Genomic DNA, 22,414 nt, shown 5'->3' on the forward strand with positions numbered 1-22,414 from the left:
GGTTCACTGACGTCGTGGACGAGTTGATCACCGCGATGGGCGCGCTCGCCGGGGCCGAGGACGGCTCCGGCGCGGTCGAGGTCGTCGCGGTGCGCGGGGACGTCGTGGTCGTGCGGGTCGGGGACGTCGTGCTCAAGGCGCACGAGCGCGGCACCGACGGCTCGGCGCTCGGGGTTCGGCTGGAGGTCGCGCGCGGGCTCGGCGGGGTGCTGCTCGCGCCGCTCGGGCCGCCGGTCGAGGTGCTGGGGCGGGTGGTGACGCGGTGGCCCTTCGGGGAGGCCGTGCCGCAGTCCGCGCCCGAGGAGTTCCCGCTGGCGGACGCCGGGCGGTTGCTGGCCGCGCTGCACCTGGCGCCCGTGCCGCCCGGCACGCCCGAGGCGGGGGCCTGGAGCCGGATGGCGCGGGCCGTGCGGGAGGTGCCCGCCGGGGCGCCCGGCGCGGACGTCGTGCGGGGCGCGTTCGGCACGCTGCCCGACCCGCCGCGCGGGTCCGCGCTGATCCACGGCGACTGGCACCTCGGGCAGCTGCTGCGCCACGGCGGCGCCTGGCGGCTCATCGACCTCGACGACCTCGGCCGGGGCCACCCCGCCTGGGACCTCGCCCGGCCCGCCGCGCTGCTGCTCGCCGGGGTGCTCGACGGGCGCGAGTGGGACCGGCTGCTCACCGCCTACCTGGGCGCGGGCGGGCCGGCCGTCGACCCCGCCGACCCGTGGGCCGCGCTGGAGGCGCCCGCCCGCGCGCTCGTCGTGCAGCTGGCGGCTCGGGCGCTGAGCGCGTCGGTCCGCGACGGCGTGCCGCTGGAACCCGCTCAGGAAGCCCTGGTCGCGACCTGCGACCGGATCGTCTCGGCCCACCGGGGACCGCGCCGCGGCTAATATCGCGGTCACCGGGCGCAACAGGAGGTAGCAGTGATGCAGTGTCCCAAGTGCCATGCGCAGATGCGCACCTATGACCGGATGGGCGTGCACATCGAGCAGTGCGACGGCTGCCGGGGCGTCTTCCTCGACTACGGCGAGCTGGAGGCGATCACCCGGCTGGAGAAGCAGATGGCCACCCCGCCGCCGCCCCCTCCCGCCGCCGCGCCCGCGCCCGCGCAGGTCCACTACGTGCAGCAGCCGCCGCCCGTCTGGGGCCAGCCGCACTACGGCGGCCACTACGGCCACCGCAAGCACCGCGGCCTGTCCGGCCTGTTCTACTCCTCGTGACCGCTCGGGGGCGGTGACCACGCGGGGGTGAACCACGCGGGGGGACCGAGGGGGCTGGCCGTCACCGGACCAGCAGATCGCCCGGACCTTCACCGGAGCTGAACGAGATCGGCGGCGCCCCGCGCAGGGGCGCCGCCGATCTGCTTCTCCCCGGTCGGGAACCAGCCCCGACAACGGGAGAAGGCCCCCGGCGAAACGCCGAGGGCCTTCCCACAACCAGAGCTCCGGTCAGCGGTAGTCGCGGCCGAAGTCGTAGTCGTCCAGCGGAACCGCGGCGCCCGTGCCGGTCCCGAACACGTCCGGCGTGTAGTAGCCGTCGTCGTAGCTCGGGATGGCGTACGCGGCGGCGCGCGCCTCCTCGGTCGGCTGGACCTGGATGTTCCGGTACCGGTTGATGCCGGTGCCGGCCGGGATCAGCTTACCGATGATCACGTTCTCCTTCAGGCCGATCAGCTTGTCCGACCGCCCGTTGATGGCGGCGTCGGTCAGGACGCGCGTCGTCTCCTGGAAGGAGGCCGCCGACAGCCACGAGTCCGTGGCCAGCGACGCCTTCGTGATGCCCATCAGGACCGGGCGACCGGCGGCGGGCTCGCCGCCCTCGGCCACGACCTGGCGGTTGCCCGACTCGAAGTCCGCGCGCTCGACCAGCGAGCCCGGCAGGAACTCCGTCGCACCCGAGTCGATGATCGTGACCCGGCGCAGCATCTGCCGGACGATGACCTCGATGTGCTTGTCGTGGATCGCCACGCCCTGGGCGCGGTAGACCTTCTGGACCTCCTGCACCAGGTGCAGCTGGGCCTCGCGCGGACCCATGACCCGCAGGACCTCGTGCGGGTCGGGCGTGCCCTCCAGCAGCTGCTGGCCGACGCTCACGTGGTCGCCGTCCTGCAGCGGGCCGGTGGCCGTGTTGGCCAGGCGCTGGCGCTTCGAGAGCTTCTCGAAGAGGATCTCCTCGGACCCGTCGTCCGGGATGAGGGTGATCTTCCAGAAGCGGTCGCCGTCCTCGATCCGCACGCGGCCGTCGACGTCGGCGATGGGCGCCTTGCCCTTCGGGACGCGGGCCTCGAACAGCTCCTGGACGCGCGGCAGACCGGTGGTGATGTCGTCACCGGCCACACCACCCTGGTGGAAGGTGCGCATCGTCAGCTGGGTGCCGGGCTCACCGATCGACTGGGCGGCGACGATGCCGACGGCCTCGCCGACGTCGACCAGCTGGCCGGTGGCCATCGAGCGGCCGTAGCAGGACGCGCACACGCCGACCGCGGACTCGCAGGTCAGCACGGAGCGGACCTTCACCCGGACGACGTTGTTGGTCACCAGGGTCTGGAGCGCCGGGTCGCCCAGGTCGTCACCGCGGTTGAGGACGATGTTGCCGTCCTTGTCGGTGATGTCCTCGGCCAGGGTCCGGGCGTACACGCTGGTCTGCGCGAACTCGTGCAGGCCGACGCGGTCGCTCAGGACCTCGCCCACGGTCATGCCCACGCCGCGCGTGGTGCCGCAGTCGATCTCGCGGATGATGACGTCCTGCGAGACGTCCACCAGACGACGGGTCAGGTAGCCCGAGTCCGCCGTGCGGAGCGCGGTGTCGGCCAGACCCTTGCGGGCGCCGTGCGTGGCGATGAAGTACTCCAGGACCGACAAGCCCTCGCGGAACGAGTTCTTGATCGGGCGCGGGATGTACTCGCCCTTCGGGTTCGTGACCAGGCCGCGCATGCCCGCGAGGGAGCGGACCTGGGTCATGTTGCCCGCCGCGCCGGACTTCACGATCTTGCGGATCGAGTTGTCCTCGGGGAAGTTGTCCTCCATGACCTGGGCGACGTCCTCGGTCGCCTTGGTCCACACCTTGACGAGCTCGTTGTTGCGCTCGGTGTAGGACAGCTGACCGCGCTGGTAGCGCTTCTCCACCGCGTCGGCGAGCTTCTCGTACTCGTCCAGGATGCCCTGCTTGGCCTGGGGCACGAGCACGTCGGAGATCGCGACGGTCACGCCGGACCGGGTGGCCCAGTGGAAGCCGGCGTCCTTCAGCTTGTCCAGCGTCCGGGCGACGGTGACCATCGGGTACCGCTCGGCGAGGTCGTTGATGACCGTGGCCTGCCGCTTCTTGGGCATGACCTCGTTCAGGAACGGGTAGTCCTGCGGCAGGACCTCGTTGAACAGCACCCGGCCGAGGGTGGTCTCGGCCAGCCACGGCTGACCGGGCTCCCAGCCCTCCGGCTCCTGGCCGCGCGGCGGGTTCTTGTCGGTGATGCGGATCTTGCACATCGCCTGGAGGCCCAGCGCCTTGCGGTCGAACGCCATCTGCGCCTCGGCGGGCGAGGAGTACGCCTGGCCCTCGCCGAGGTCGTTCTCCTTGTGCCAGGTCAGGTGGTACAGACCCGTCACCATGTCCAGTCGCGGCATGGCCAGCGGCTTGCCGGACGCGGGCGAGAGGATGTTGTTCGACGACAGCATCAGCACGCGCGCCTCGGCCTGGGCCTCGGCGGACAGCGGCAGGTGGACGGCCATCTGGTCGCCGTCGAAGTCGGCGTTGAACGCCTCGCAGACGAGCGGGTGGAGCTGGATGGCCTTGCCCTCGACCAGCTGCGGCTCGAAGGCCTGGATGCCGAGGCGGTGCAGCGTGGGCGCGCGGTTGAGCAGCACCGGGTGCTCGGTGATGACCTCTTCGAGGACGTCCCACACCGCGGGGCGCGCGCGCTCGACCATGCGCTTGGCCGACTTGATGTTCTGCGCGTGGTTCAGGTCCACCAGGCGCTTCATCACGAACGGCTTGAACAGCTCCAGCGCCATCTGCTTGGGCAGACCGCACTGGTGCAGCTTGAGCTGCGGGCCGACGACGATGACCGAGCGGCCGGAGTAGTCGACGCGCTTGCCGAGCAGGTTCTGGCGGAACCGGCCCTGCTTGCCCTTGAGCAGGTCGGACAGCGACTTGAGCGGGCGGTTGCCCGGACCGGTCACCGGACGGCCGCGGCGGCCGTTGTCGAACAGCGCGTCGACGGCCTCCTGCAGCATCCGCTTCTCGTTGTTGACGATGATCTCGGGCGCGCCGAGGTCGATCAGTCGCTTGAGGCGGTTGTTGCGGTTGATGACGCGGCGGTACAGGTCGTTCAGGTCGGAGGTCGCGAAGCGGCCACCGTCGAGCTGCACCATGGGGCGCAGGTCCGGCGGGATGACCGGGACGCAGTCCAGGACCATGCCCTGCGGGTTGTTGCGGGTCGCCTGGAACGCGGCGACGACCTTGAGGCGCTTGAGGGCGCGGAGCTTCTTCTGGCCCTTGCCGCTGCGGATGGTCTCGCGCAGCACCTCGGCCTCGGCGTCCACGTCGTAGTCGCCGAGCAGCTTCTGGATGGCCTCGGCGCCCATGGCGCCGGTGAAGTAGTCGCCGTACCGGTCGTACAGCTCGCGGTAGAGCTGCTCGTCGGCGATGAGCTGGGCGCGCTCCAGCTTGACGAACGTGCTCCAGATCTCGTCGAGCCGGTCCAGCTCGCGCTGGGCGCGGTCGCGGAGCTGGCGCATCTCGCGCTCGCCGCCCTCCTTGACCTTGCGGCGGACGTCGGACTTGGCGCCCTCGGCCTCCAGCTCGGCCAGGTCGGCTTCCAGCTTCTGCGCGCGGGCCTCGACGTCCGCGTCGCGGCGGTTCTCGACGCGCTTGCGCTCGACCTGCATCTCGCTGTCGAGCGTGGGCTGGTCGGTGTGGCGCAGCTCCGCGTTGACGCCCACGATGACGTAGGCCGCGAAGTAGATGATCTTCTCGAGGTCCTTGGGGGCCAGGTCGAGCAGGTAGCCCAACCGGCTGGGGACGCCCTTGAAGTACCAGATGTGGGTGACCGGCGCGGCCAGTTCGATGTGGCCCATGCGCTCGCGGCGCACCTTGGCGCGGGTCACCTCGACGCCGCAGCGCTCGCAGATGATGCCCTTGAAGCGCACGCGCTTGTACTTGCCGCAGTAGCACTCCCAGTCCCTGGTGGGACCGAAGATCTTCTCGCAGAACAAGCCGTCCTTCTCCGGCTTGAGCGTGCGGTAGTTGATGGTCTCGGGCTTCTTGACCTCGCCGAAGGACCACTGGCGGATGTCGTCCGCGGTGGCGAGACCGATGCGGAGCTCATCGAAGAAGTTGACGTCGAGCACGTCTACTCTCTTCCCCTTTTGGATCGGTTGCCCCGAAAGCAGGGCTGGAGGGCTGGCTCAGGAGCTTGGGGGGACCGAGGGGGCGCCGGTAGGGGCGCCCTCCTCGGTTCCGGCGGGTCAGTTGACGACGTCGTCCACGGACGGCGACTCGGACCGCGACAGGTTGATGCCGAGGTTCGCAGCCGCGCGCTCCAGGTCTTCGTCGTCGCCGTCGCGCATCTCGATCGCGGCGCCGTCCGAGGACAGCACCTCGACGTTGAGGCACAGCGACTGGAGCTCCTTGAGCAGCACCTTGAAGGACTCCGGGATGCCCGGCTCCGGGATGTTCTCGCCCTTGACGATGGCCTCGTAGACCTTCACGCGGCCGAGCACGTCGTCGGACTTGATGGTGAGCAGCTCCTGCAGGGTGTAGGCGGCGCCGTACGCCTGCATCGCCCAGCACTCCATTTCACCGAAGCGCTGACCACCGAACTGCGCCTTACCACCCAGCGGCTGCTGCGTGATCATCGAGTACGGGCCGGTGGAACGCGCGTGGATCTTGTCGTCCACCAGGTGCAGCAGCTTCAGGATGTACATGTAGCCGACCGACACGGGGAAGGGGTACGGCTCGCCGCTGCGCCCGTCGAAGAGCTGCGCCTTGCCGTTCTCCTTGACCATGCGCTCGCCGTCGCGGTTCGGGACCGTCGAGCCCAGCAGGCCCGTGATCTCCTCCTCGCGCGCGCCGTCGAAGACGGGCGTGGCGGTCTTGGTGCCGGGCTCGACCTCGTAGAGGTCGGCGGGCAGGTTCTTCGCCCAGTCCGGGTCGCCGTTGATGCTCCAGCCCTGCTTGGCGATCCACCCGAGGTGGGTCTCCAGGACCTGGCCGATGTTCATACGACGGGGGACGCCGTGCGTGTTCAGCACGATGTCGACCGGGGTGCCGTCCTCCAGGAAGGGCATGTCCTCGACGGGGAGGATCTTGCCGATGACGCCCTTGTTGCCGTGGCGACCGGCGAGCTTGTCGCCGTCCTGGATCTTGCGCTTCTGGGCCACGTACACGCGGACCAGCTCGTTCACGCCGGGGGGCAGCTCGTCGTCGTCCTCGCGGCTGAACACGCGGATGCCGATGACCTTGCCGTACTCGCCGTGCGGCACCTTGAGCGAGGTGTCGCGGACCTCGCGCGCCTTCTCGCCGAAGATCGCGCGGAGCAGCCGCTCCTCGGGGGTCAGCTCGGTCTCGCCCTTGGGCGTGACCTTGCCGACGAGGATGTCGCCCGGCTGGACCTCGGCGCCGATGCGGATGATGCCGCGCTCGTCCAGGTCGGCCAGGACCTCCTCGGAGACGTTCGGGATGTCCCGCGTGATCTCCTCGGCGCCCAGCTTGGTGTCGCGGGCGTCGATCTCGTGCTCCTCGATGTGGATCGAGGTCAGGACGTCGTCCTGCACGAGGCGCTGCGACAGGATGATCGCGTCCTCGTAGTTGTGGCCCTCCCACGGCATGATCGCCACGAGCAGGTTCTTGCCCAGGGCCATCTCGCCGTTCTCGGTGCACGGGCCGTCCGCGAGGACCTGGCCCACCTGCACCCGGTCGCCCTCGTTCACGATGGGCTTCTGGTTGATGCAGGTGCCCTGGTTCGAGCGGCGGAACTTGTGCATCCCGTAGGTCTGGCGGGAGCCGTCGTCGGCCATGACCGTGACGTAGTCGGCGGAGATCTCCTCCACCACGCCGGTCTTCTTGGCCACCACGACGTCACCGGCGTCGACCGCGGCGCGCAGCTCCATGCCGGTGCCGACCAGCGGGGACTCGCTGCGCAGCAGCGGCACCGCCTGGCGCTGCATGTTCGCGCCCATGAGGGCACGGTTCGCGTCGTCGTGCTCCAGGAAGGGGATCATCGCCGTCGCGGCCGAGACCATCTGGCGGGGCGAGACGTCCATGTAGTCGACGTCGCGCGGGTCGATCATCTCGACCTCGCCGCCCTTCTTGCGGACCAGGACCTTGCCCTCGAGGAAGTTGCCCTCCCCGTCGATCCTGGCGTTCGCCTGGGCCTTGACGTACCGGTCCTCCTCGTCCGCGGTCAGGTAGTCGATCTGGTCGGTGACCCGGCCGTCGACGACCTTGCGGTACGGCGTCTCGATGAAGCCGAACGGGTTGACCCGCCCGTAGGAGGACAGCGAGCCGATCAGGCCGATGTTCGGGCCTTCAGGGGTCTCGATGGGGCACATGCGGCCGTAGTGCGACGGGTGGACGTCGCGGACCTCCATGCCCGCGCGCTCACGCGACAGACCACCGGGGCCCAGCGCCGAGAGGCGGCGCTTGTGGGTCAGACCGGCCAGCGGGTTGGTCTGGTCCATGAACTGCGAGAGCTGGGACGTGCCGAAGAACTCCTTGATCGCCGCCACGACGGGACGGATGTTGATCAGGGTCTGCGGCGTGATCGCCTCGACGTCCTGGGTCGTCATGCGCTCGCGCACGACGCGCTCCATGCGGGAGAGGCCGACCCGGATCTGGTTCTGGATCAGCTCGCCGACGGTGCGCAGGCGGCGGTTGCCGAAGTGGTCGATGTCGTCGACCTCGACCGGCACCTCGGTCTCGCCCGGCTGCATGCTGGTCTCACCGGCGTGCAGGCGGACCAGGTACTCGATCGTCGTGACGATGTCGTCCTCGGTCAGCACGCCGGTGCTGATCGGGGTGTCCAGGCCCAGCTTCTTGTTGACCTTGTACCGGCCGACCTTGGCGAGGTCGTAGCGCTTCTCCTTGAAGAAGAGCGTCTCCAGCAGGGCCTGGGCGGACTCCTTCGTCGGGGGCTCGCCGGGGCGCAGCTTGCGGTAGATGTCGAGCAGGGCCTCGTCGGTGCCCGCCGTGTGGTCCTTCTCCAGGGTCGTCAGCAGCGTCTCGCTGAAGGAGAAGCGCTCGCGGATCTGCTCGGTGCTCCAGCCGAGGGCCTTGAGCAGCACGGTGACCGGCTGGCGGCGCTTGCGGTCGATGCGGACACCCACGGTGTCGCGCTTGTCGACGTCGAACTCCAGCCACGCGCCCCTGGAAGGGATGATCTTGACCGAGAAGACGTCCTTGTCGGTCGTCTTGTCGATCGCGGTGTCGTAGTAGACGCCGGGGGAACGGACGAGCTGGGACACGACGACCCGCTCGGTGCCGTTGATGATGAACGTGCCCTTGTCCGTCATCATCGGGAAGTCACCCATGAACACCGTCTGGCTCTTGATCTCGCCAGTGGTGTGGTTGGTGAACTCCGCGGTGACGAACAGCGGGGCCGCGTACGTCATGTCCTTGTCCTTGCACTCCTCGGTCGAGGCCTTGACCTCGTCGAAGCGCGGATCGGAGAAGGACAGGGACATCGAGCCGGAGAAGTCCTCGATGGGGGAGATCTCGTTCAGGACCTCTTCGAGGCCGCCCGTCGGCGCCTCGTCGCCCTCGTCGACGCGGCGCTGGAACCACGCCTCGTCGCCGGTGAGCCACTCGAACGACTGGATCTGGAGGTCGAGCAGGTTGGGCGTCTGGAGCGGCTCGTGGATCTTCGCAAACGAAACCCGCTTCGGCGCTCCAGGGATCCCCGACGTGGAGTTGGTCGCAGCAGTGGCCTTGGTCGCGCGAGAGATCGCCAAGATGCGTCCTTCCAGGGACAGGTAGCTGGCTAGTCAGCGGAACTAGCACGGCTGTCAAGGGTGCGGCGATGCCCGGCAATCCAGCTCTCGGCGAAGGGCAAACGGAAAGAGGGCAGCGCAAAGGGGCAGTCTAGCTGCGCGCGCGCAGGCTGTCGAGAGGCACCTGGAAGGACCTTTCTCGTGCTCACCGACAGAGTGACCCGGACGACGCTCGCAGTCAAGATGCCACGCGACGATCACCCTCGTGGCGCACCGCGCGTTTACCGGAAGTGACGGCCGTGACCTGCGAGAACGACGCGGGGGTCGGCGTCCGAAGCGGACGCGGGCGGTACGGGCGGGGGAAAACCGCCGGTCGGGACCGTGGGGCGGTGACGGCGAATACGTGACCCGAATCACTCGTTTTCAGCCTTGTTCACCCTGCGTTCGCACACTTGGCCAACTCGGCCGCCTGGGTCGCGTCCTGGCCGAACAGGTCCATGCCGTCGACCAGCCAGCGATCGCCCTCCTTGCGCGCCCCGACCCGCATCATCGCGACGCCGCCGCCGCTGCGGTTGTCGGTGGTGCGGGTGGTGACCTGGTCGAGGAAGAGCAGGACGGTGGCGCGGTCGCCGTCGAGCGAGGTGACGCCGCTGGTCACGGCCTTCACGGTGACCACGAGCTTCTGCTCGGGGGCGAGGGCGCGGACCTGGCCGAAGATCGCGTCGTACTGGCACTCGGCGCGGCCCACCAGCACCTCGGCCGCGGCGCGCTCGGTGGCGCCGACGTCGGCGAAGTCGTAGGAGAAGGCCCGCTCGACGGCGTCCCGCACCTGTTCGCCGACCTCGGCGGTCCCGGCGGCGTCGACGAGGGCGCGGTCGTGGGCGACGCGGGAGGCGGCGGTCTGGAACCAGGCGCCCAGGGCCAGGAGGAGGGCGGAGAGGAGGACCAGGGCGGTGGGGAGGAGCCAGGGGCGGCGGGGTGGGGCGGGGGCGGTTTCGGGGGCGGTCTCGGCGCCTTGGGCGGCGGAGGGCTCGGCGGCGGAGGGCTCGGCGGGGGTCCGGTCGGCGGCGGGGTGGTCGGCGGCGGGGTGGTCGGCGGCGGGGTGGTCGGCGCTGACCCGGTCGGCGCTGGACGGGTCGGCGCTGGACCGGTCGGCGCCGGCCCGGCCGGCGGCGGTCCCGGAGCCCGCGCCGCGCTCGCGGGGGGCCGGGGCGGGGGTGGCGCCGGTCGGCAGGAGCCGGTGCCCGCGCTTGCGCTTGGCGCGCGGGCGCGAGGGGGACGGCGGTTCGCCGCCATCCGCGACCGGTGCGCCACCCCCGGTTGCCGAGGGGGCGGCGGAACCGGGCCTGAGCGGCTCCACATCGTTCTTGATCAACTCGGGAGCGTGATCGTTCCGGGTGGCGTCCGCCGACGGCTCCACGGGGCGCTCAGCGGCCGGCCCGGCGAGCGGGGACGCCGGGGAGGGCGTGGGCGCGGCCACCGAGGCGGGTTCGGCGGGCGCCCCGGCCTCCGGGTCGGCCTCCCGGACGTCCTGCGGCGCGGTCGCCCCCTGGCGCTCGTCGCGCGTGGTCGGCGCGGACGGGCGGCCTGCGGGCGGGGTCGTGCCCGCGCGCCGCGCGTCCGGGCTCTCACCGCGCGCCGGGGGCGTGCTCGTGTCCTGCGGCGCGGCCGTGCTCAGGCCCTCTGACGCGGTCGTGCTCGGGTCCGCCAGCGGGTGCGGGTGTTCCGCGGTCGGAGTCGGCGGGGGTTCCGGGGGTGCGGGTGGGCCGGGCCTGCGCAGGCCGGCCACCCTGGGCCTGGTCCTGGGCGGGGTGGGGACGGGGCGGCGGCGCTGGGGTGGCATTCGCGGGGCTCCTCTCTCACGCGCCGCCTGCCGCGACCGGGCCGAGGGCTGCCAGCTTCCAGCCGGCGTCGGTCCTGGTCAGGGCGGTGCGGTAGCGGTTGATCTTCTTCACCGGTTGGCCGCCCTCCGGGGCGACGGTGGTCTCCACCACGGCGATCAGCGCCGCGGTGCCCGCGCGGGCGTCGAGCTCGGTCACGGCGGCGTCCAGGACGCGGCTGGTGGTGACGGTCTTCGCGGCCTCGATCTGCTCGCGGCGGGTCTGCCTGCCCTCCTCGACCTCGCGGCGCAGGTCGCCGGTCGAGCTGTCCAGCCAGCGGTCCAGGTCCTCGTCGACCTTCCGGAAGTCGAGCGTGGTGAAGTTGACGACCCCGACCTGGCCGACCCTGAGCACCTCGTCGCGCTCCCGCGCGTAGGCCACCGAGTCACCGGTGGACGCGCTCCACCAGGTGATCCCGGCCCACAGCGCGTACCCGGCGGACAGCACCACGAGCACCACCGCCACCGGGAGCACCCGCCCCCACCCGCGCGCGCCCCCGGACCGCGAAGCCGCGACCGGCGAGTCGCCGTCAGGCGAGTCGCCGACCGGCGTGTCCTCGGCCGACTGGTCCTGGGTCAGTGAGTCGCCGCCCGGTCCGTCGCCACCCGGCGAGTCACTGCCGGGCGATTCCCCGATCGGTACGGCCCCGCCCGGCGAGTTTCCGCCCGGTCCGTCGCCACCCGGTGCGTCCCCGCCTGCGGGGTCCGGCTCGGCGTCCGCCGCCTCCCCTGCGGGCGTGGCCGGGTCCCGGTCCGCAGCAGCGTCCGGCGCGTCCGCGACACCTGCCCCGTCCGCGTCCCGCACCCCGCCCCCGGCCACCTCTCCGCTCCCCGCCTCCGGAGGGTGGTGCTCCTCCGCCTCCCGCAGGCCCGACTCGCGCGCTCCCGCCACGTCCCCTCCCTCAGCCCGGCAGCCCGGGCAACTGGCCCAACCCGATCAGCAGCGGCGCCCAGTCCTCCGGCGCCGTCGGCTCCCGCCCCGGCCGCTCCACCCCTCCCCCACCCCGGCGCGCCCGGCCCGCCGGGGTTCGGCGCGACCTCCATCAGCCGCCGCAGGTCCCCGTCCGAGGACTTGAGCCGCCTCGCCTCCCGCAAGCACCGGCCCGTCCTCGCGGCGCGGGCGCAGGTCCACGTACTGCTCCCCCACGGTGGACCGGTTCGCGACCACCACCTCCAGGTCGCTCAGGATCGGCGGCGCGCCCGCGTCGACGCCGTCCTCGGTCAGCCGCATCGGCCCGACCCACATCACCACCACACCCCGGTAAGCGACCTCGCCACCGGGGAACGCGCCGCCGATGGCGGCCAGCCCCACCCGCACCGAGGACCCGCCGAGCAGGTCAGCAAGGCCACAGCCGATCCGGCCCAGCGGTGGCGCAGGCGGGACGGGCAGCGGAAGCGGCAGCGCCGGCGCGCGCGACAGGTTCTCCACGACGCTCCCGAGGTCCAGGTCGAGGTCCAGGGCGAGGTCCGCGTAGACGTTCGTGTGGTCGGCGCGGCTGCGGCCCACGGTGTCCACGTCGACGTCGGCGAGCGAGTCCAGCGAGGTGAGCAGGGTGACCAGCCGAGTCAGCGCCCTGGTGATCTCGGTCCGGTGCCCGACCAGCGCGTCGTCCACCTCCACGCCCGCCTGCGGCACGAGGTCGCGCGCGCCACCGAGCCCGCCGCACCTCAACCCCGTGCTGCGACTCGGCCGATCCGGCTCTTCCGCCCGTCCCTTGGCCCGGCTCACCACCCGCACCTGCTCCGGGTGATCGGCACGGCGACCTGCCCGCGCGCCTCGCGCAGGAAGAAGTTGGACCAGGACCCGTAGGAGGCGGTGCGGGTGAGCGTCTCCAGCTCGTGCGGCAGCCGCTGCACCAGGCCCTCGATCAGCTCCCCGGTGAGCGAGAACGCGGCCTCGGCGAGGCCGGTCGAGTCGGCGAGCAGCCGCTCCAGCTCGACGGCCCTCGCGGTCCGGTCCCGCTCGATCACCGCCCCACCACCAGCCCCCGGACCTCCACGTCCGAGTCCACCGCGAGCTGGTTCCCGACCCGGTCGGCGTGCGGCAGCACGGTGGTCGTGGGGGTGAACGCGCCCCGGTGCAGCGCGGCCACCCCGAGGGGGCGGTCGCGGCTCATCCGGCGATCCGCACCGTCGTGGTGGTGCCCCAGATGGCCAGGCTGAGGAAGAAGTCCAGCAGGCTCGTGGTGACGATCGCGGTGCGCACCGCCCGCCCGACCGCGACGCCCACGCCCGCCGGTCCGCCGGACGCCCGGTACCCGTAGTAGCAGTGCGTCAGGATGATCACCACCGCGAACACCAGGACCTTGCCGAACGACCAGAGCACGTCCCCTGGTGGCAGGAACAGCGTGAAGTAGTGGTCGTAGGTGCCCGCCGACTGCCCGTAGAAGTGCACGGTGACGGTCCGCGCGGCCAGGTACGAGGTGAGCAGGCCGATCACGTACAGCGGCACGATCGCCGCGAACCCGGCCACGATCCGGGTGGTCACCAGGTACGGCAGGCTCGGCACGCCCATGACCTCCAGCGCGTCGATCTCCTCGGAGATCCGCATCGCGCCGAGCTGCGCGGTGAACCCGGACCCGACCGTCGCCGACAGCGCCAGGCCCGCGACCAGCGGCGCGATCTCGCGGGTGTTGAAGTAGGCCGAGACGAACCCGGCGAACGCCGAGGTGCCGATCTGGTCGAGCGCGGTGAACCCCTGCAGGCCCACGACCGTGCCGGTGAACACCGACAGGCCCACCATGACGCCGATCGTGCCGCCGATGACGGCCAGCGCGCCGCTGCCGAAGCTGACCTCGGCGAGCAGCCGCAGCACCTCGCGGTGGTAGCGGGTGATCGCGCGCGGCGCCCAGGCGAGCGCGCGCAGGTAGAACCACAGCTGGTCGCCGAGGGAGTCCAGCCCCCGCAGCGGGGCGCCCGCCGCGCGCCGCGCCCGCTCGCCGGTCGTGGCCACGTCAGCTCCCCTTCGCGGGCACGACCTGGAGGTAGATCGTGGTGAGGACGAAGTTGGCGAAGAACAGCAGCAGGAACGTGACGACCACGGCCTGGTTGACCGCGTCGCCGACGCCCTTGGGGCCGCCCGCCGGGTTGAGGCCCCGGTAGGCGGCGACGATGCCCGCGATGAACCCGAACACCAGCGCCTTGAGCTCGCCGATCCACAGGTCGGACAGCTGGGCGAGCGCCGAGAAGCTGGCCAGGTACGCGCCGGGCGTGCCGTCCTGCAGGACGACGTTGAAGAAGTAGCCGCCCATGACGCCGACGACGCTGACCATGCCGTTGAGCAGCACCGCGACCACCATCGCGGCCAGCACCCTGGGCACCACCAGCCGGTGCACCGGCGAGACGCCGAGCACCTCCATGGCGTCGATCTCCTCGCGGATCTTGCGGGAGCCGAGGTCCGCGCAGATGGCGCTGCCGCCCGCGCCCGCGATGAGCAGCGCGGTCACGATCGGGCTGGCCTGCTGGACGATCGCCAGCACGCTGGCCGCGCCGGTGAACGACTGGGCGCCGATCTGCCTGGTCAGCGAGCCCAGCTGGAGGGCGATGACCGCGCCGAACGGGATGGACACCAGCGCGGTCGGCAGCACCGTGACGCTGACGACGAACCAGCACTGCTGCACGAACTCGCGCACCTGGAACGGCCGCCGGAACGACGCCGCGACCACCTGGCCCGCGAGCGCGAACAGCCTGCCGGTCTCGCGCAGCAGGCCGGCTCCGGGTAACGCAGGGGTGCTCACGCGAGGTCCCCCGGTCCGGTGCGGGGAACCGGTGGTCCGGCGGGTTGCTCGTCCACCAGCGTCGGCGGGTTCGCCGGGCCCGCGCCCGCGAGCGCGGCGTAGCGCCGCCGCTCCTGCGGGGTCAGGCTGGCCACGATGCCCTGCCTGGCGCGCGGCGGCAGGGTGTGCAGGACGTCCATGACCCGGTCCTTGCGCCTGCGCACCGCCCGCCTCGGCGGCAGTCCCGGCGTGGGTTCGAGCTGCGGCACGACGCCGCGCACGTCCTCGTCCGGTGGGCCGTCCGCGTGCCCGGCCGCGCGGTGCGCGAGCTCGGCGGCGATGGTGGCCTGGTCCTTCTCCTCGGACATGCCGATGGGCCCGTTGCGGCGGCCGTTGAGGAACTGCTCCACCACCGGTTCCTCGCTGGTCAGCAGGACCTCGCGGGGTCCGAACACGACCAGCTCCCGGCGGAAGAGCATCCCCAGGTTGTCCGGGACGGTGCGGGCGACGGTGATGTTGTGGGTGACGATCAGGATGGTCGCGTCGATCTGCGCGTTCAGGTCGATGAGCAGCTGGCTCAGGTAGGCGGTGCGCACCGGGTCGAGCCCGGAGTCCGGCTCGTCGCACAGGATGATCTCCGGGTCGAGCACGAGGGCCCGCGCCAGCCCGGCCCGCTTGCGCATCCCGCCGGAGATCTCGCCGGGCAGCTTCCGCTCGGCTCCGACGAGCCCGACCATCTCCATCTTCTCCAGCACGATCCGCCTGATCCCGGTCTCGGACTCGCGGGTGTGCTCGCGCAGCGGGAACGCCACGTTGTCGAAGAGGGTCATCGAGCCGAACAGGGCGCCGTCCTGGAACAGCACGCCGAACAGCTTGCGGATCTCGTACAGCTCCCGCTCGGAGCAGCGGACCAGGTCGGTTCCGTTGACCGTGATGCTGCCGCGCTCGGGCTTGAGGAGCCCGACCAGCGACTTGAGGAACACGGACTTGCCGGTCCCGGACGGTCCCAGCAGCACGCTGACCTCGCCCGCGGGCACGGTCAGCGTCACGTCCCGCCAGATGTTCTGCCCGCCGAAGGACTTCGTGAGGCCGTCGACCACCACTTCGACGCCCATCCCACCTCCCCGTCGCCGCCGTCGTTGGCCGCGCCGTCGTGACACCCATCACGTGGGCGTCTTCACAGTGCAACGAGGCGCTCCCTAAGGGGTTACTCCTCGGTCGGGGGAACGTCAGTAACGGAAGGGCAACAAAAAAGAGCGGGCCCCCCGAATGGGGGACCCGCTCTTGAAGCGCTGAAGCGTCAGATCACTTGAGCGAGATCTTGGCGCCGGCGGCCTCGAGCTTCTCCTTGGCGGCGTCGGCGACGTCCTTCGCCACGCTCTCGAGGAGCGGCTTCGGAGCGGCCTCAACCAGCTCCTTGGCCTCCTTCAGGCCCAGGCCCGAGACGACCTCGCGGACGACCTTGATGACCTGGATCTTCTTGTCACCGGCGGACTCGAGGACGACGGTGAACTCGTCCTTCTCCTCCTCGGCGGGGGCAGCGGCGCCACCGGCGGCCGGGGCGGCCACGGCGACCGGAGCAGCGGCGGTGACCTCGAAGGTCTCCTCGAACTGCTTCACGAAGGCCGACAGCTCCAGGAGGGTCATCTCCTTGAACGCGTCGAGCAGCTCGTCGGTGCTGAGCTTCGCCATGATGGCGGTCCTTTCTGTTCAACGCCCGAACTGCGGCCGGACGCGGAGTCTGGTTGGTGTGATCAGCTCTCGGCGGGCTCGGCAGGAGCGTCGGCAGGCGCGTCGGCCTGCTTCTTCTCCACCAGAGCGGCGGCCAGGCGAGCGACCTGGGAGGCGGGGGCGTTGAACAGACCCGCGGCCTTGGCCAGGTTGCCCTTCATCGCGCCCGCCAGCTTGGCGAGCAGCACCTCACGGCTCTCGAGGTCCGCGATAGCGGTGACCTCGTCAACCGAGAGGGGGCGGCCATCCATGTAGCCGCCCTTGATGACCAGGGCCTTGTTGTCCTTCGCGAAGTCGCGCAGGGCCTTCGCCGCGTCGACCGGCTCGCCCTCGACGAACGCGATCGCGGTCGGGCCGACGAGCAGGGCCTCGAGGCCCTCGACGCCCGCGTCCTCCGCGGCACGCTTGACCAGCGTGTTCTTCGCAACGGTGTAAGTGGTGCCCGCGCCGAGAGCGCGACGCAGCGTGGTGAGCTGCGCCATGGAGAGGCCACGGTACTCGGTGACGACAGCGGCCGAGCTACCGCGGAACTTGTCCGACAGCTCGGCGACGGCCGAAACCTTGCTGGGCTTCGCCATGATCGCCTCCTCTCTGGGCTTGGTGACGCCGATCAGCCGAGAGGTCCGCGTTCTGGGCACAAAAAAACGCCCCTGCGCAACAGCACAAGGGCGGACGGATCACGGCGAACCGCGACCAGGCCTTACCTCGTCCTCCTGCGCGGGTCGCCCGCTGTACCAGCGGGACCTTCGTCCTCACGCCCGAGAGGGCGCGATGAGACCAGCGGTCTTGGGTGGAACTCGGCAAGCGTAACCGACGCTTCCCCGCTGGACCAAATCCGGGATGATGACGGGCGTGACGGACGAGCAGCGCCCCCCTGACCTCGACCCTGAGCAGCTCCGCCGGTTCCAGGAGTTCCAGCGGTTCCAGGAGTTCGAGCGCTTCCAGGAGGCGCAGCGGCAGCAGGGCGCGCTCCCGCCCGGCGGCGCGGACTCCGGGAACCTGCCGCAGGTGGTCGAGGGCAGCGCGGTGGACCGGGGCCCGGTGACCGACCCCCGGCTCGCAGGCGGCGCCCCGCAGCAGGCGGCCCCGCAGTTCCCGCCCGGCGGCCCGCAGCCGGGCCAGGCGCACGGCGGGCACCCCGCGCCCGGCTACCCGGCGCCCGGTCCCCCCGCCCCCGGCTACCCCGCTCCCGGTTATCCCGCGCCGCACCAGCAGCCGTACCCGCCGCCCGCGCCCGCCGTGCACAAGGGCAAGCCGTGGTGGCAGCACGTGCTCGCGAGCAGGCTGGTCCGCAGGCTGGTCACCCTGGGCGTGCTGCTCCTGGTGCTCCAGTACTTCTACGACCAGTACTTCGGCGGCGAGCAGCCCGGTGACCGCGCGCAGACCGCGGGCGGCCCGACCGGCGAGGCCGTGGAGATGGCGCCGGACACGCCGGTGAAGACGATCGCGAAGCTGTACGGCGACGTGGGCTCCGGCCGGGTTCGGGCGTGCAAGGTGCTGTTCAGCGAGGACTCCGCCAGGGACGGGTTCGCCTCGGCCTTCGGCGCTGGCACCTGCGAGGAGGCGTTCGCCGCGCTCAAGCCGCAGGTCACGCACGTGACGAACTACAGCGGCGTCTCGTTCTCCAGCGAGCTGTACAAGACGCCGACGACCGACGTCGTGGTGATCAGCTCCTGCGAGGCCGTCGTGTCCGGCGGGCCGAGGCTGGGGAAGTTCACCGTGACCCGGCAGAGCAACGAGAAGTGGATGATCTCGGCCTACGAGCAGGAGACCTGCACCCAGCCCTAGTGCTGCGAAAGAGCTGGAAAAACGCCGAACCCCCGGTCTGCTGACCGGGGGTTCGGCGTGAGCTCGGGTGCGGGACCGTCAGACGGTGGCCTCGTCCGAGAGCAGGTTGCGCGTGCGGTTCGGGTCCACGGGGATGCCGGGGCCCATCGTCGTCGAGACGGTCACCTTCTTGACGTACCGGCCCTTCGCGGCGGAGGGCTTGGCACGCAGGATCTCGTCCAGCGCGGCGGCGTAGTTCTCGACCAGCTTCTCCGGGTCGAACGACACCTTGCCGATGACGAGGTGCAGGTTCGCCTGCTTGTCGACGCGGAAGTTGATCTTACCGCCCTTGATGTCCGTCACGGCCTTGGTGACCTCGGGGGTCACGGTGCCGGTCTTCGGGTTCGGCATCAGGCCGCGCGGGCCGAGGATGCGGGCGATGCGGCCGACCTTGGCCATCTGGTCCGGCGTCGCGATCGCGGCGTCGAAGTCCAGCCAGCCGCCCTGGATGCGGGCGATCAGCTCGTCGCTGCCGACCGCGTCGGCACCGGCGGCCTCGGCCTCGGCGGCCTTGTCACCCGTGGCGAAGACGATCACGCGGGCGGTCTTGCCCGTACCGTGCGGCAGGTTCACGGTGCCGCGGACCATCTGGTCGGCCTTGCGGGGGTCGACGCCCAGCCGGATGGCGACCTCGACGGTCGCGTCCAGCTTCACCTTGGAGGTCTCCTTGGCGAGCTTGGCGGCCTCCAGCGGCGAGTACAGCCGCTCCCGGTCCACCAGCTCGGCGGCGTTCTTGTACGCCTTGCTGCGCTTCATGCTTCTGTCCTTCTGAGTGGATCAGTAGTGGTCCGGGCCGCGCTGGGCCCTCCCACGCTGTCGGGGTGCCCCGCGAACGGGGCGCGGAGGAGGGTCAGCCCTCGACCGTGATGCCCATGGAGCGGGCGGTACCGGCGATGATCTTCGCGGCCTGGTCGACGTCGTTCGCGTTCAGGTCGACCATCTTGGTCTGCGCGATCTCGCGCACCTGCTCCATGGTCACCTTGGCGACCTTGAGGCGGTGCGGCTCGCCCGAGCCCTTCTCCACGCCGGCGGCCTTGAGGATCAGCTTCGCGGCGGGCGGGGTCTTGAGCTTGAAGTCGAACGACCGGTCCTCGTAGACCGAGATCTCGACCGGCACCACGGTTCCGCGCTGCGACTCGGTGGCCGCGTTGTACTGCTTGCAGAACTCCATGATGTTGACGCCGTGCTGGCCCAGCGCGGGGCCGACCGGCGGGGCCGGGTTCGCGGCGCCGGCCTTGATCTGCAGCTTGATGACCGCTGCGAGCTTCTTCTTCTTGGGTGGCATCTCAGTGCTTCCTCTATTGCGGTGTCCGCGCGCGGCCCTGCCAGCCGCAGCGTGGCTGCCCGCTCCCCCTGGGGTCCCCCCGGCTCAGACCGGGGGGAGGGAGGCGGATCAGATCTTGGAGACCTGGCTGAACGACAGCTCGACCGGCGTCTCGCGACCGAAGATCGACACGAGGACCTTGAGCTTCTGGCCGTCCGCGTTGACCTCGCTGATGGTGGCGGGCAGCGTCGCGAACGGGCCGTCCATGACGGTGACCGACTCGCCCACCTCGAAGTCCACCTCGACGGTCGACTTGACCGGGGTGGTCGCGGCCTTCTTGCCCGCGGCGGGCTCCTGCTTGCCCTGGGGGAGCAGGAACTTCAGCACCTCGTCGACGGTCAGCGGCGACGGCTTGGAGGTCGCGCCCACGAACCCGGTGACACCGGGCGTGTTGCGCACCGCGCTCCAGGAACCGTCGTTCAGCTCCATGCGGACCAGGATGTAGCCGGGCAGCACCTTGCGCTGCACCTGCTTGCGCTGGCCGTTCTTGATCTCGGTGACTTCCTCGGTCGGCACCTCGACCTGGAAGATGTAGTCCTCCATGTCGAGCGTCTGGATGCGCGTCTCGAGGTTGGTCTTGACCTTGTTCTCGTAACCGGCGTACGAGTGCACGACGTACCAGTCGCCGGGCGCGCGGCGCAGGGCCTCGCGCATCTCGGCGGCGGGGTCGGCGGGCTCGGCGTCGATCGGGGTGCTGTCGAGCTCGACGACGTCGACATCACCGTCGGCGGTGTCGGCGGCGTCGGCGTTGTCCTCGGCGGAGACCTCGGTGGTGTCCTCCGACGACGCCTCAGCCTCGACCTCGACGCGGTCCTCCCCGGTGCCGGGGTCCCGCTCGTCGGTCAGGTCGGTCAGCTCCTGGGCGCTCGCGCCGTTCTCGGAGGTCACTGTTGGTCTCGCTTCCTTTCGTGCATCACGTGCCCAGCCTGTCACAGCCCCGCGACGTCTGCGGGGCGGACCGGGCGAGCCGGCGTCAGCCGAACAGCCAGAACACGCCCTCGGCGAAGGCGATGTCCAGACCGAAGACCAGCGCCGTCATGAAGGCCACGAAGACCAGCACGACCGAGGTGTAGGTGACCATCTGCTTGCGGGTCGGCCAGATCACCTTCCGGAGCTCGCCGACCACCTCGCGGATGTAGCGGAAGAAGCGCGCGAAGATGTTCGGCCGCTTCTCCTTGCCCTCGCGGGAACGGGTCGGCTTGCCCTTCTTCGCGGAGTCCGAGGTGGAGTCCACCTTGTCGGACTTCGGCTCCGCGGAGCGCCCGGCGTCCTTTCGGGACGCCGGACGCGCGGTGCCACGGCGCTCGCGGCGCGCGGCGGCGGTGACCGGCCGGGACGCGTCGTCGCGCTTTTCCGGCTGGCCCTGCTCGCGGCCCTCGCTCATGCCGTCCTCCGCTCACCATCGCGTTTCGACGCAGGGGCGACAGGACTTGAACCTGCAACCTGCGGTTTTGGAGACCGCTGCTCTGCCAGTTGAGCTACACCCCTTTGGGCCCTCGCGGACCCCTGGCGGGAGACGCCTTGCACCCCCCTCACAAGCTCTTGTGGAGACCCTGTGAGGTGTGATGGGGCGTTCCAAGACCGGAAGCATACTGCACAACCCCGCCGATCTTCCAACTTGCCCGGTCAGCGGGGGTGCGGACGCGGGTATCGGGGGCGCGTCTGCCACGATTGGCGCCATGGCTGAGCCTGAGACGACCCCCGCGCCCACCGCCCCCGCGCTCCCCCGGATCTCCCGGCGGATCGGGGGCATCGCCGAGTCCGCCACGCTGGCGGTCGACGCGAAGGCGAAGGCGCTCAAGGCGGCGGGGCGACCGGTGATCGGGTTCGGGGCGGGCGAGCCCGACTTCCCGACGCCGGAGGCGGTCGTGGCCGCCGCCCAGGCCGCGTGCGCCGATCCGCGCAACCACCGCTACACCCCGGCCGCGGGCCTGCCCGAGCTGCGCGAGGCCGTCGCCGCGAAGACCCGGCGCGACTCCGGCTACGAGGTGGCCGCGAGCCAGGTGCTGATCACCAACGGCGGCAAGCAGGCCGTCTACCAGGCGTTCGCGACCATCGTCGACCCCGGTGACGAGGTGCTGCTGCCCGCGCCGTACTGGACCACCTACCCCGAGGCCATCACCCTCGCGGGCGGCGTCCCGGTGCAGGTCACGGCGGACGAGACCACCGACTACCTGGTGACCGTCGAGCAGTTGGAGGCGGCCCGCACGCCGCGCACGAAGGTGCTGCTGCTGTGCTCGCCGTCCAACCCGACCGGCTCGGTCTACAGCCGCGAGGCCATCACCGCGATCGGCCGGTGGGCGCACGCGAACGGCCTGTGGGTGATCAGCGACGAGATCTACGAGCACCTGGTCTACGACGGCGCCGAGGCGGTCTCGCTGCCGGTGGCCGTGCCGGAGATGGCCGACCGCACGATCGTGCTCAACGGCGTGGCCAAGACGTACGCGATGACCGGCTGGCGGGTCGGCTGGCTGATCGGCCCGGCCGACGTGGTCAAGGCCGCCTCGAACCTCCAGTCGCACCTGTCCTCGAACGTGTCGAACGTCGCACAGCGCGCCGCGCTGGAGGCCGTGTCCGGCTCGCTGGAGGCCGCGCACGCGATGCGCGTCGCGTTCGACCGCAGGCGTCGCCTGATCGTGGAGCTGCTGTCCGCGATCCCCGGCGTGGACTGCCCCACCCCGACCGGCGCGTTCTACGTCTACCCGTCGGTGAAGGCGCTGATCGGCAAGGAGCTGCGGGGCCAGGAGATCACCGACTCGGTGACGCTGGCCGCGCTGATCCTGGAGCACGCCGAGGTCGCCGTGGTCCCCGGCGAGGCCTTCGGCACCCCCGGCTACCTGCGCCTGTCCTACGCGCTCGGCGACGAGGACCTCAAGACCGGCCTCGACCGCATGGCGAAGCTGCTCGCCGAGGTGAAGTAGCTCACCGAACCCCACCCCGAAGGCGGCCCCCGACCGGGGGCCGCCTTCGGGGTTTTACCCCCTAAAAAGGGGAACCCGAAAGGGTGAAAAAAGTGGTGTTTCACGGT

20 protein-coding genes and 1 tRNA gene are annotated in these 22,414 nt (G+C 71.1%); 4 read left to right on the top strand and 17 right to left on the bottom strand.

The features are described from left to right. The first annotated feature begins 14 nt into the window (after window positions 1-14). Window positions 15-875, top strand: a complete 861-nt coding sequence (locus tag CNX65_RS32505; RefSeq protein ID WP_096497136.1) for a phosphotransferase family protein — start codon at window positions 15-17, stop codon at window positions 873-875. A 36-nt stretch (window positions 876-911) separates the two neighbouring features. Further along, window positions 912-1,205: a TFIIB-type zinc ribbon-containing protein gene (locus CNX65_RS32510; RefSeq protein ID WP_015805300.1), complete on the top strand. Its 294-nt coding sequence runs from the start codon at window positions 912-914 to the stop codon at window positions 1,203-1,205. A gap of 228 nt (window positions 1,206-1,433) precedes the next feature. On the opposite strand, the gene CNX65_RS32515 is transcribed toward CNX65_RS32510, so the two are convergent. The 12 genes from CNX65_RS32515 to rplJ all read right to left on the bottom strand — a co-directional run bounded on the left by CNX65_RS32515 (window position 1,434) and on the right by rplJ (window position 16,813). Next, window positions 1,434-5,330, bottom strand: coding sequence for a DNA-directed RNA polymerase subunit beta' (locus tag CNX65_RS32515; RefSeq protein WP_096497137.1), 3,897 nt, complete (start codon window positions 5,328-5,330; stop codon window positions 1,434-1,436). 117 nt (window positions 5,331-5,447) lie between these two features. Next, window positions 5,448-8,930, bottom strand: coding sequence for a DNA-directed RNA polymerase subunit beta (gene rpoB / locus CNX65_RS32520; protein WP_096497138.1), 3,483 nt, complete (start codon window positions 8,928-8,930; stop codon window positions 5,448-5,450). Between the two features lie 412 nt (window positions 8,931-9,342). After that, on the bottom strand, window positions 9,343-10,752 hold the full coding sequence (locus CNX65_RS32525; RefSeq protein WP_157767936.1) for a hypothetical protein: 1,410 nt from the start codon (window positions 10,750-10,752) through the stop codon (window positions 9,343-9,345). Between the two features lie 16 nt (window positions 10,753-10,768). After that, entirely contained in the window at window positions 10,769-11,680 is a 912-nt protein-coding gene (locus tag CNX65_RS37585) for a hypothetical protein (RefSeq protein ID WP_218182304.1), read from the bottom strand. Window positions 11,681-11,725: 45 nt separating this feature from the next. Beyond that, window positions 11,726-12,517 (bottom strand): MlaD family protein, encoded by a 792-nt coding sequence (locus CNX65_RS36520; RefSeq protein WP_198320577.1) that lies wholly within the window; start codon window positions 12,515-12,517, stop codon window positions 11,726-11,728. Further along, window positions 12,514-12,759, bottom strand: a complete 246-nt coding sequence (locus CNX65_RS32540; RefSeq protein ID WP_096497140.1) for a hypothetical protein — start codon at window positions 12,757-12,759, stop codon at window positions 12,514-12,516. Before CNX65_RS32540 ends, CNX65_RS36520 begins: the two co-directional genes overlap by 4 nt. After that, a complete protein-coding gene (locus CNX65_RS35875; protein ID WP_157767937.1) occupies window positions 12,756-12,905 on the bottom strand; it encodes a hypothetical protein in 150 nt (49 codons plus the stop codon). The genes CNX65_RS32540 and CNX65_RS35875 overlap by 4 nt, the downstream gene beginning before the upstream one ends. After that, on the bottom strand, window positions 12,902-13,741 hold the full coding sequence (locus CNX65_RS32545) for an MlaE family ABC transporter permease (RefSeq protein WP_096497141.1): 840 nt from the start codon (window positions 13,739-13,741) through the stop codon (window positions 12,902-12,904). The genes CNX65_RS35875 and CNX65_RS32545 overlap by 4 nt, the downstream gene beginning before the upstream one ends. A 1-nt stretch (window position 13,742) precedes the next feature. Next, entirely contained in the window at window positions 13,743-14,525 is a 783-nt protein-coding gene (locus CNX65_RS32550) for an MlaE family ABC transporter permease (protein WP_096497142.1), read from the bottom strand. Further along, window positions 14,522-15,619 (bottom strand): ABC transporter ATP-binding protein, encoded by a 1,098-nt coding sequence (locus CNX65_RS32555; RefSeq protein WP_096497143.1) that lies wholly within the window; start codon window positions 15,617-15,619, stop codon window positions 14,522-14,524. The genes CNX65_RS32550 and CNX65_RS32555 overlap by 4 nt, the downstream gene beginning before the upstream one ends. 190 nt (window positions 15,620-15,809) lie before the next feature. Then, complete coding sequence (gene rplL, locus CNX65_RS32560; protein ID WP_096497144.1) at window positions 15,810-16,196, bottom strand: 50S ribosomal protein L7/L12; 387 nt, start codon at window positions 16,194-16,196, stop codon at window positions 15,810-15,812. 62 nt (window positions 16,197-16,258) lie between these two features. Continuing rightward, on the bottom strand, window positions 16,259-16,813 hold the full coding sequence (gene rplJ / locus CNX65_RS32565) for a 50S ribosomal protein L10 (protein ID WP_015805312.1): 555 nt from the start codon (window positions 16,811-16,813) through the stop codon (window positions 16,259-16,261). A 274-nt stretch (window positions 16,814-17,087) separates the two neighbouring features. On the opposite strand from rplJ, the gene CNX65_RS32570 reads away from it, so the two are divergent. Next, complete coding sequence (locus tag CNX65_RS32570; protein ID WP_157767938.1) at window positions 17,088-18,023, top strand: hypothetical protein; 936 nt, start codon at window positions 17,088-17,090, stop codon at window positions 18,021-18,023. 78 nt (window positions 18,024-18,101) lie between these two features. Here CNX65_RS32570 and rplA read toward each other — a convergent pair whose 3' ends face one another. The 5 genes from rplA to CNX65_RS32595 form a co-directional block, all read right to left on the bottom strand. After that, window positions 18,102-18,818, bottom strand: coding sequence for a 50S ribosomal protein L1 (rplA, locus tag CNX65_RS32575; RefSeq protein ID WP_096497146.1), 717 nt, complete (start codon window positions 18,816-18,818; stop codon window positions 18,102-18,104). A 94-nt stretch (window positions 18,819-18,912) separates the two neighbouring features. Next, window positions 18,913-19,347, bottom strand: a complete 435-nt coding sequence (gene rplK, locus CNX65_RS32580; RefSeq protein ID WP_015805315.1) for a 50S ribosomal protein L11 — start codon at window positions 19,345-19,347, stop codon at window positions 18,913-18,915. A gap of 108 nt (window positions 19,348-19,455) precedes the next feature. Next, window positions 19,456-20,274 carry a transcription termination/antitermination protein NusG gene (gene nusG / locus CNX65_RS32585; RefSeq protein ID WP_096497147.1) on the bottom strand — a complete coding sequence of 273 codons (819 nt, stop codon included), beginning with the start codon at window positions 20,272-20,274 and terminating at the stop codon, window positions 19,456-19,458. Between the two features lie 85 nt (window positions 20,275-20,359). Then, on the bottom strand, window positions 20,360-20,770 hold the full coding sequence (gene secE / locus CNX65_RS32590; RefSeq protein ID WP_096497148.1) for a preprotein translocase subunit SecE: 411 nt from the start codon (window positions 20,768-20,770) through the stop codon (window positions 20,360-20,362). A gap of 31 nt (window positions 20,771-20,801) precedes the next feature. Further along, window positions 20,802-20,874, bottom strand: a tRNA-Trp gene (locus tag CNX65_RS32595). 191 nt (window positions 20,875-21,065) lie between these two features. Between CNX65_RS32595 and CNX65_RS32600 the strand changes: the two genes are divergently transcribed. After that, the gene (locus CNX65_RS32600; protein WP_096497149.1) at window positions 21,066-22,307 is read left to right on the top strand and encodes a pyridoxal phosphate-dependent aminotransferase; all 1,242 of its coding nucleotides are present in this window, start codon (window positions 21,066-21,068) and stop codon (window positions 22,305-22,307) included. Window positions 22,308-22,414: the final 107 nt, after the last annotated feature.

The organism is Actinosynnema pretiosum, assembly GCF_002354875.1.
GTDB classification, from domain to species: Bacteria; Actinomycetota; Actinomycetes; order Mycobacteriales; family Pseudonocardiaceae; genus Actinosynnema; species Actinosynnema auranticum.

Bases quoted from the DNA above. Each gene is read 5' to 3' on its own strand.
- secE (WP_096497148.1), bottom strand. From the start codon at position 20,770: ATGAGCGAGGGCCGCGAGCAGGGCCAGCCGGAAAAGCGCGACGACGCG.
- rplL (WP_096497144.1), bottom strand. From the start codon at position 16,196: ATGGCGAAGCTCAGCACCGACGAGCTGCTCGACGCGTTCAAGGAGATG.
- CNX65_RS32525 (WP_157767936.1), bottom strand. From the start codon at position 10,752: ATGCCACCCCAGCGCCGCCGCCCCGTCCCCACCCCGCCCAGGACCAGG.
- CNX65_RS35875 (WP_157767937.1), bottom strand. From the start codon at position 12,905: ATGAGCCGCGACCGCCCCCTCGGGGTGGCCGCGCTGCACCGGGGCGCG.
- rplJ (WP_015805312.1), bottom strand. From the start codon at position 16,813: ATGGCGAAGCCCAGCAAGGTTTCGGCCGTCGCCGAGCTGTCGGACAAG.
- CNX65_RS32600 (WP_096497149.1), top strand. From the start codon at position 21,066: ATGGCTGAGCCTGAGACGACCCCCGCGCCCACCGCCCCCGCGCTCCCC.
- CNX65_RS32555 (WP_096497143.1), bottom strand. From the start codon at position 15,619: ATGGGCGTCGAAGTGGTGGTCGACGGCCTCACGAAGTCCTTCGGCGGG.
- CNX65_RS32510 (WP_015805300.1), top strand. From the start codon at position 912: ATGCAGTGTCCCAAGTGCCATGCGCAGATGCGCACCTATGACCGGATG.
- rplA (WP_096497146.1), bottom strand. From the start codon at position 18,818: ATGAAGCGCAGCAAGGCGTACAAGAACGCCGCCGAGCTGGTGGACCGG.
- rplK (WP_015805315.1), bottom strand. From the start codon at position 19,347: ATGCCACCCAAGAAGAAGAAGCTCGCAGCGGTCATCAAGCTGCAGATC.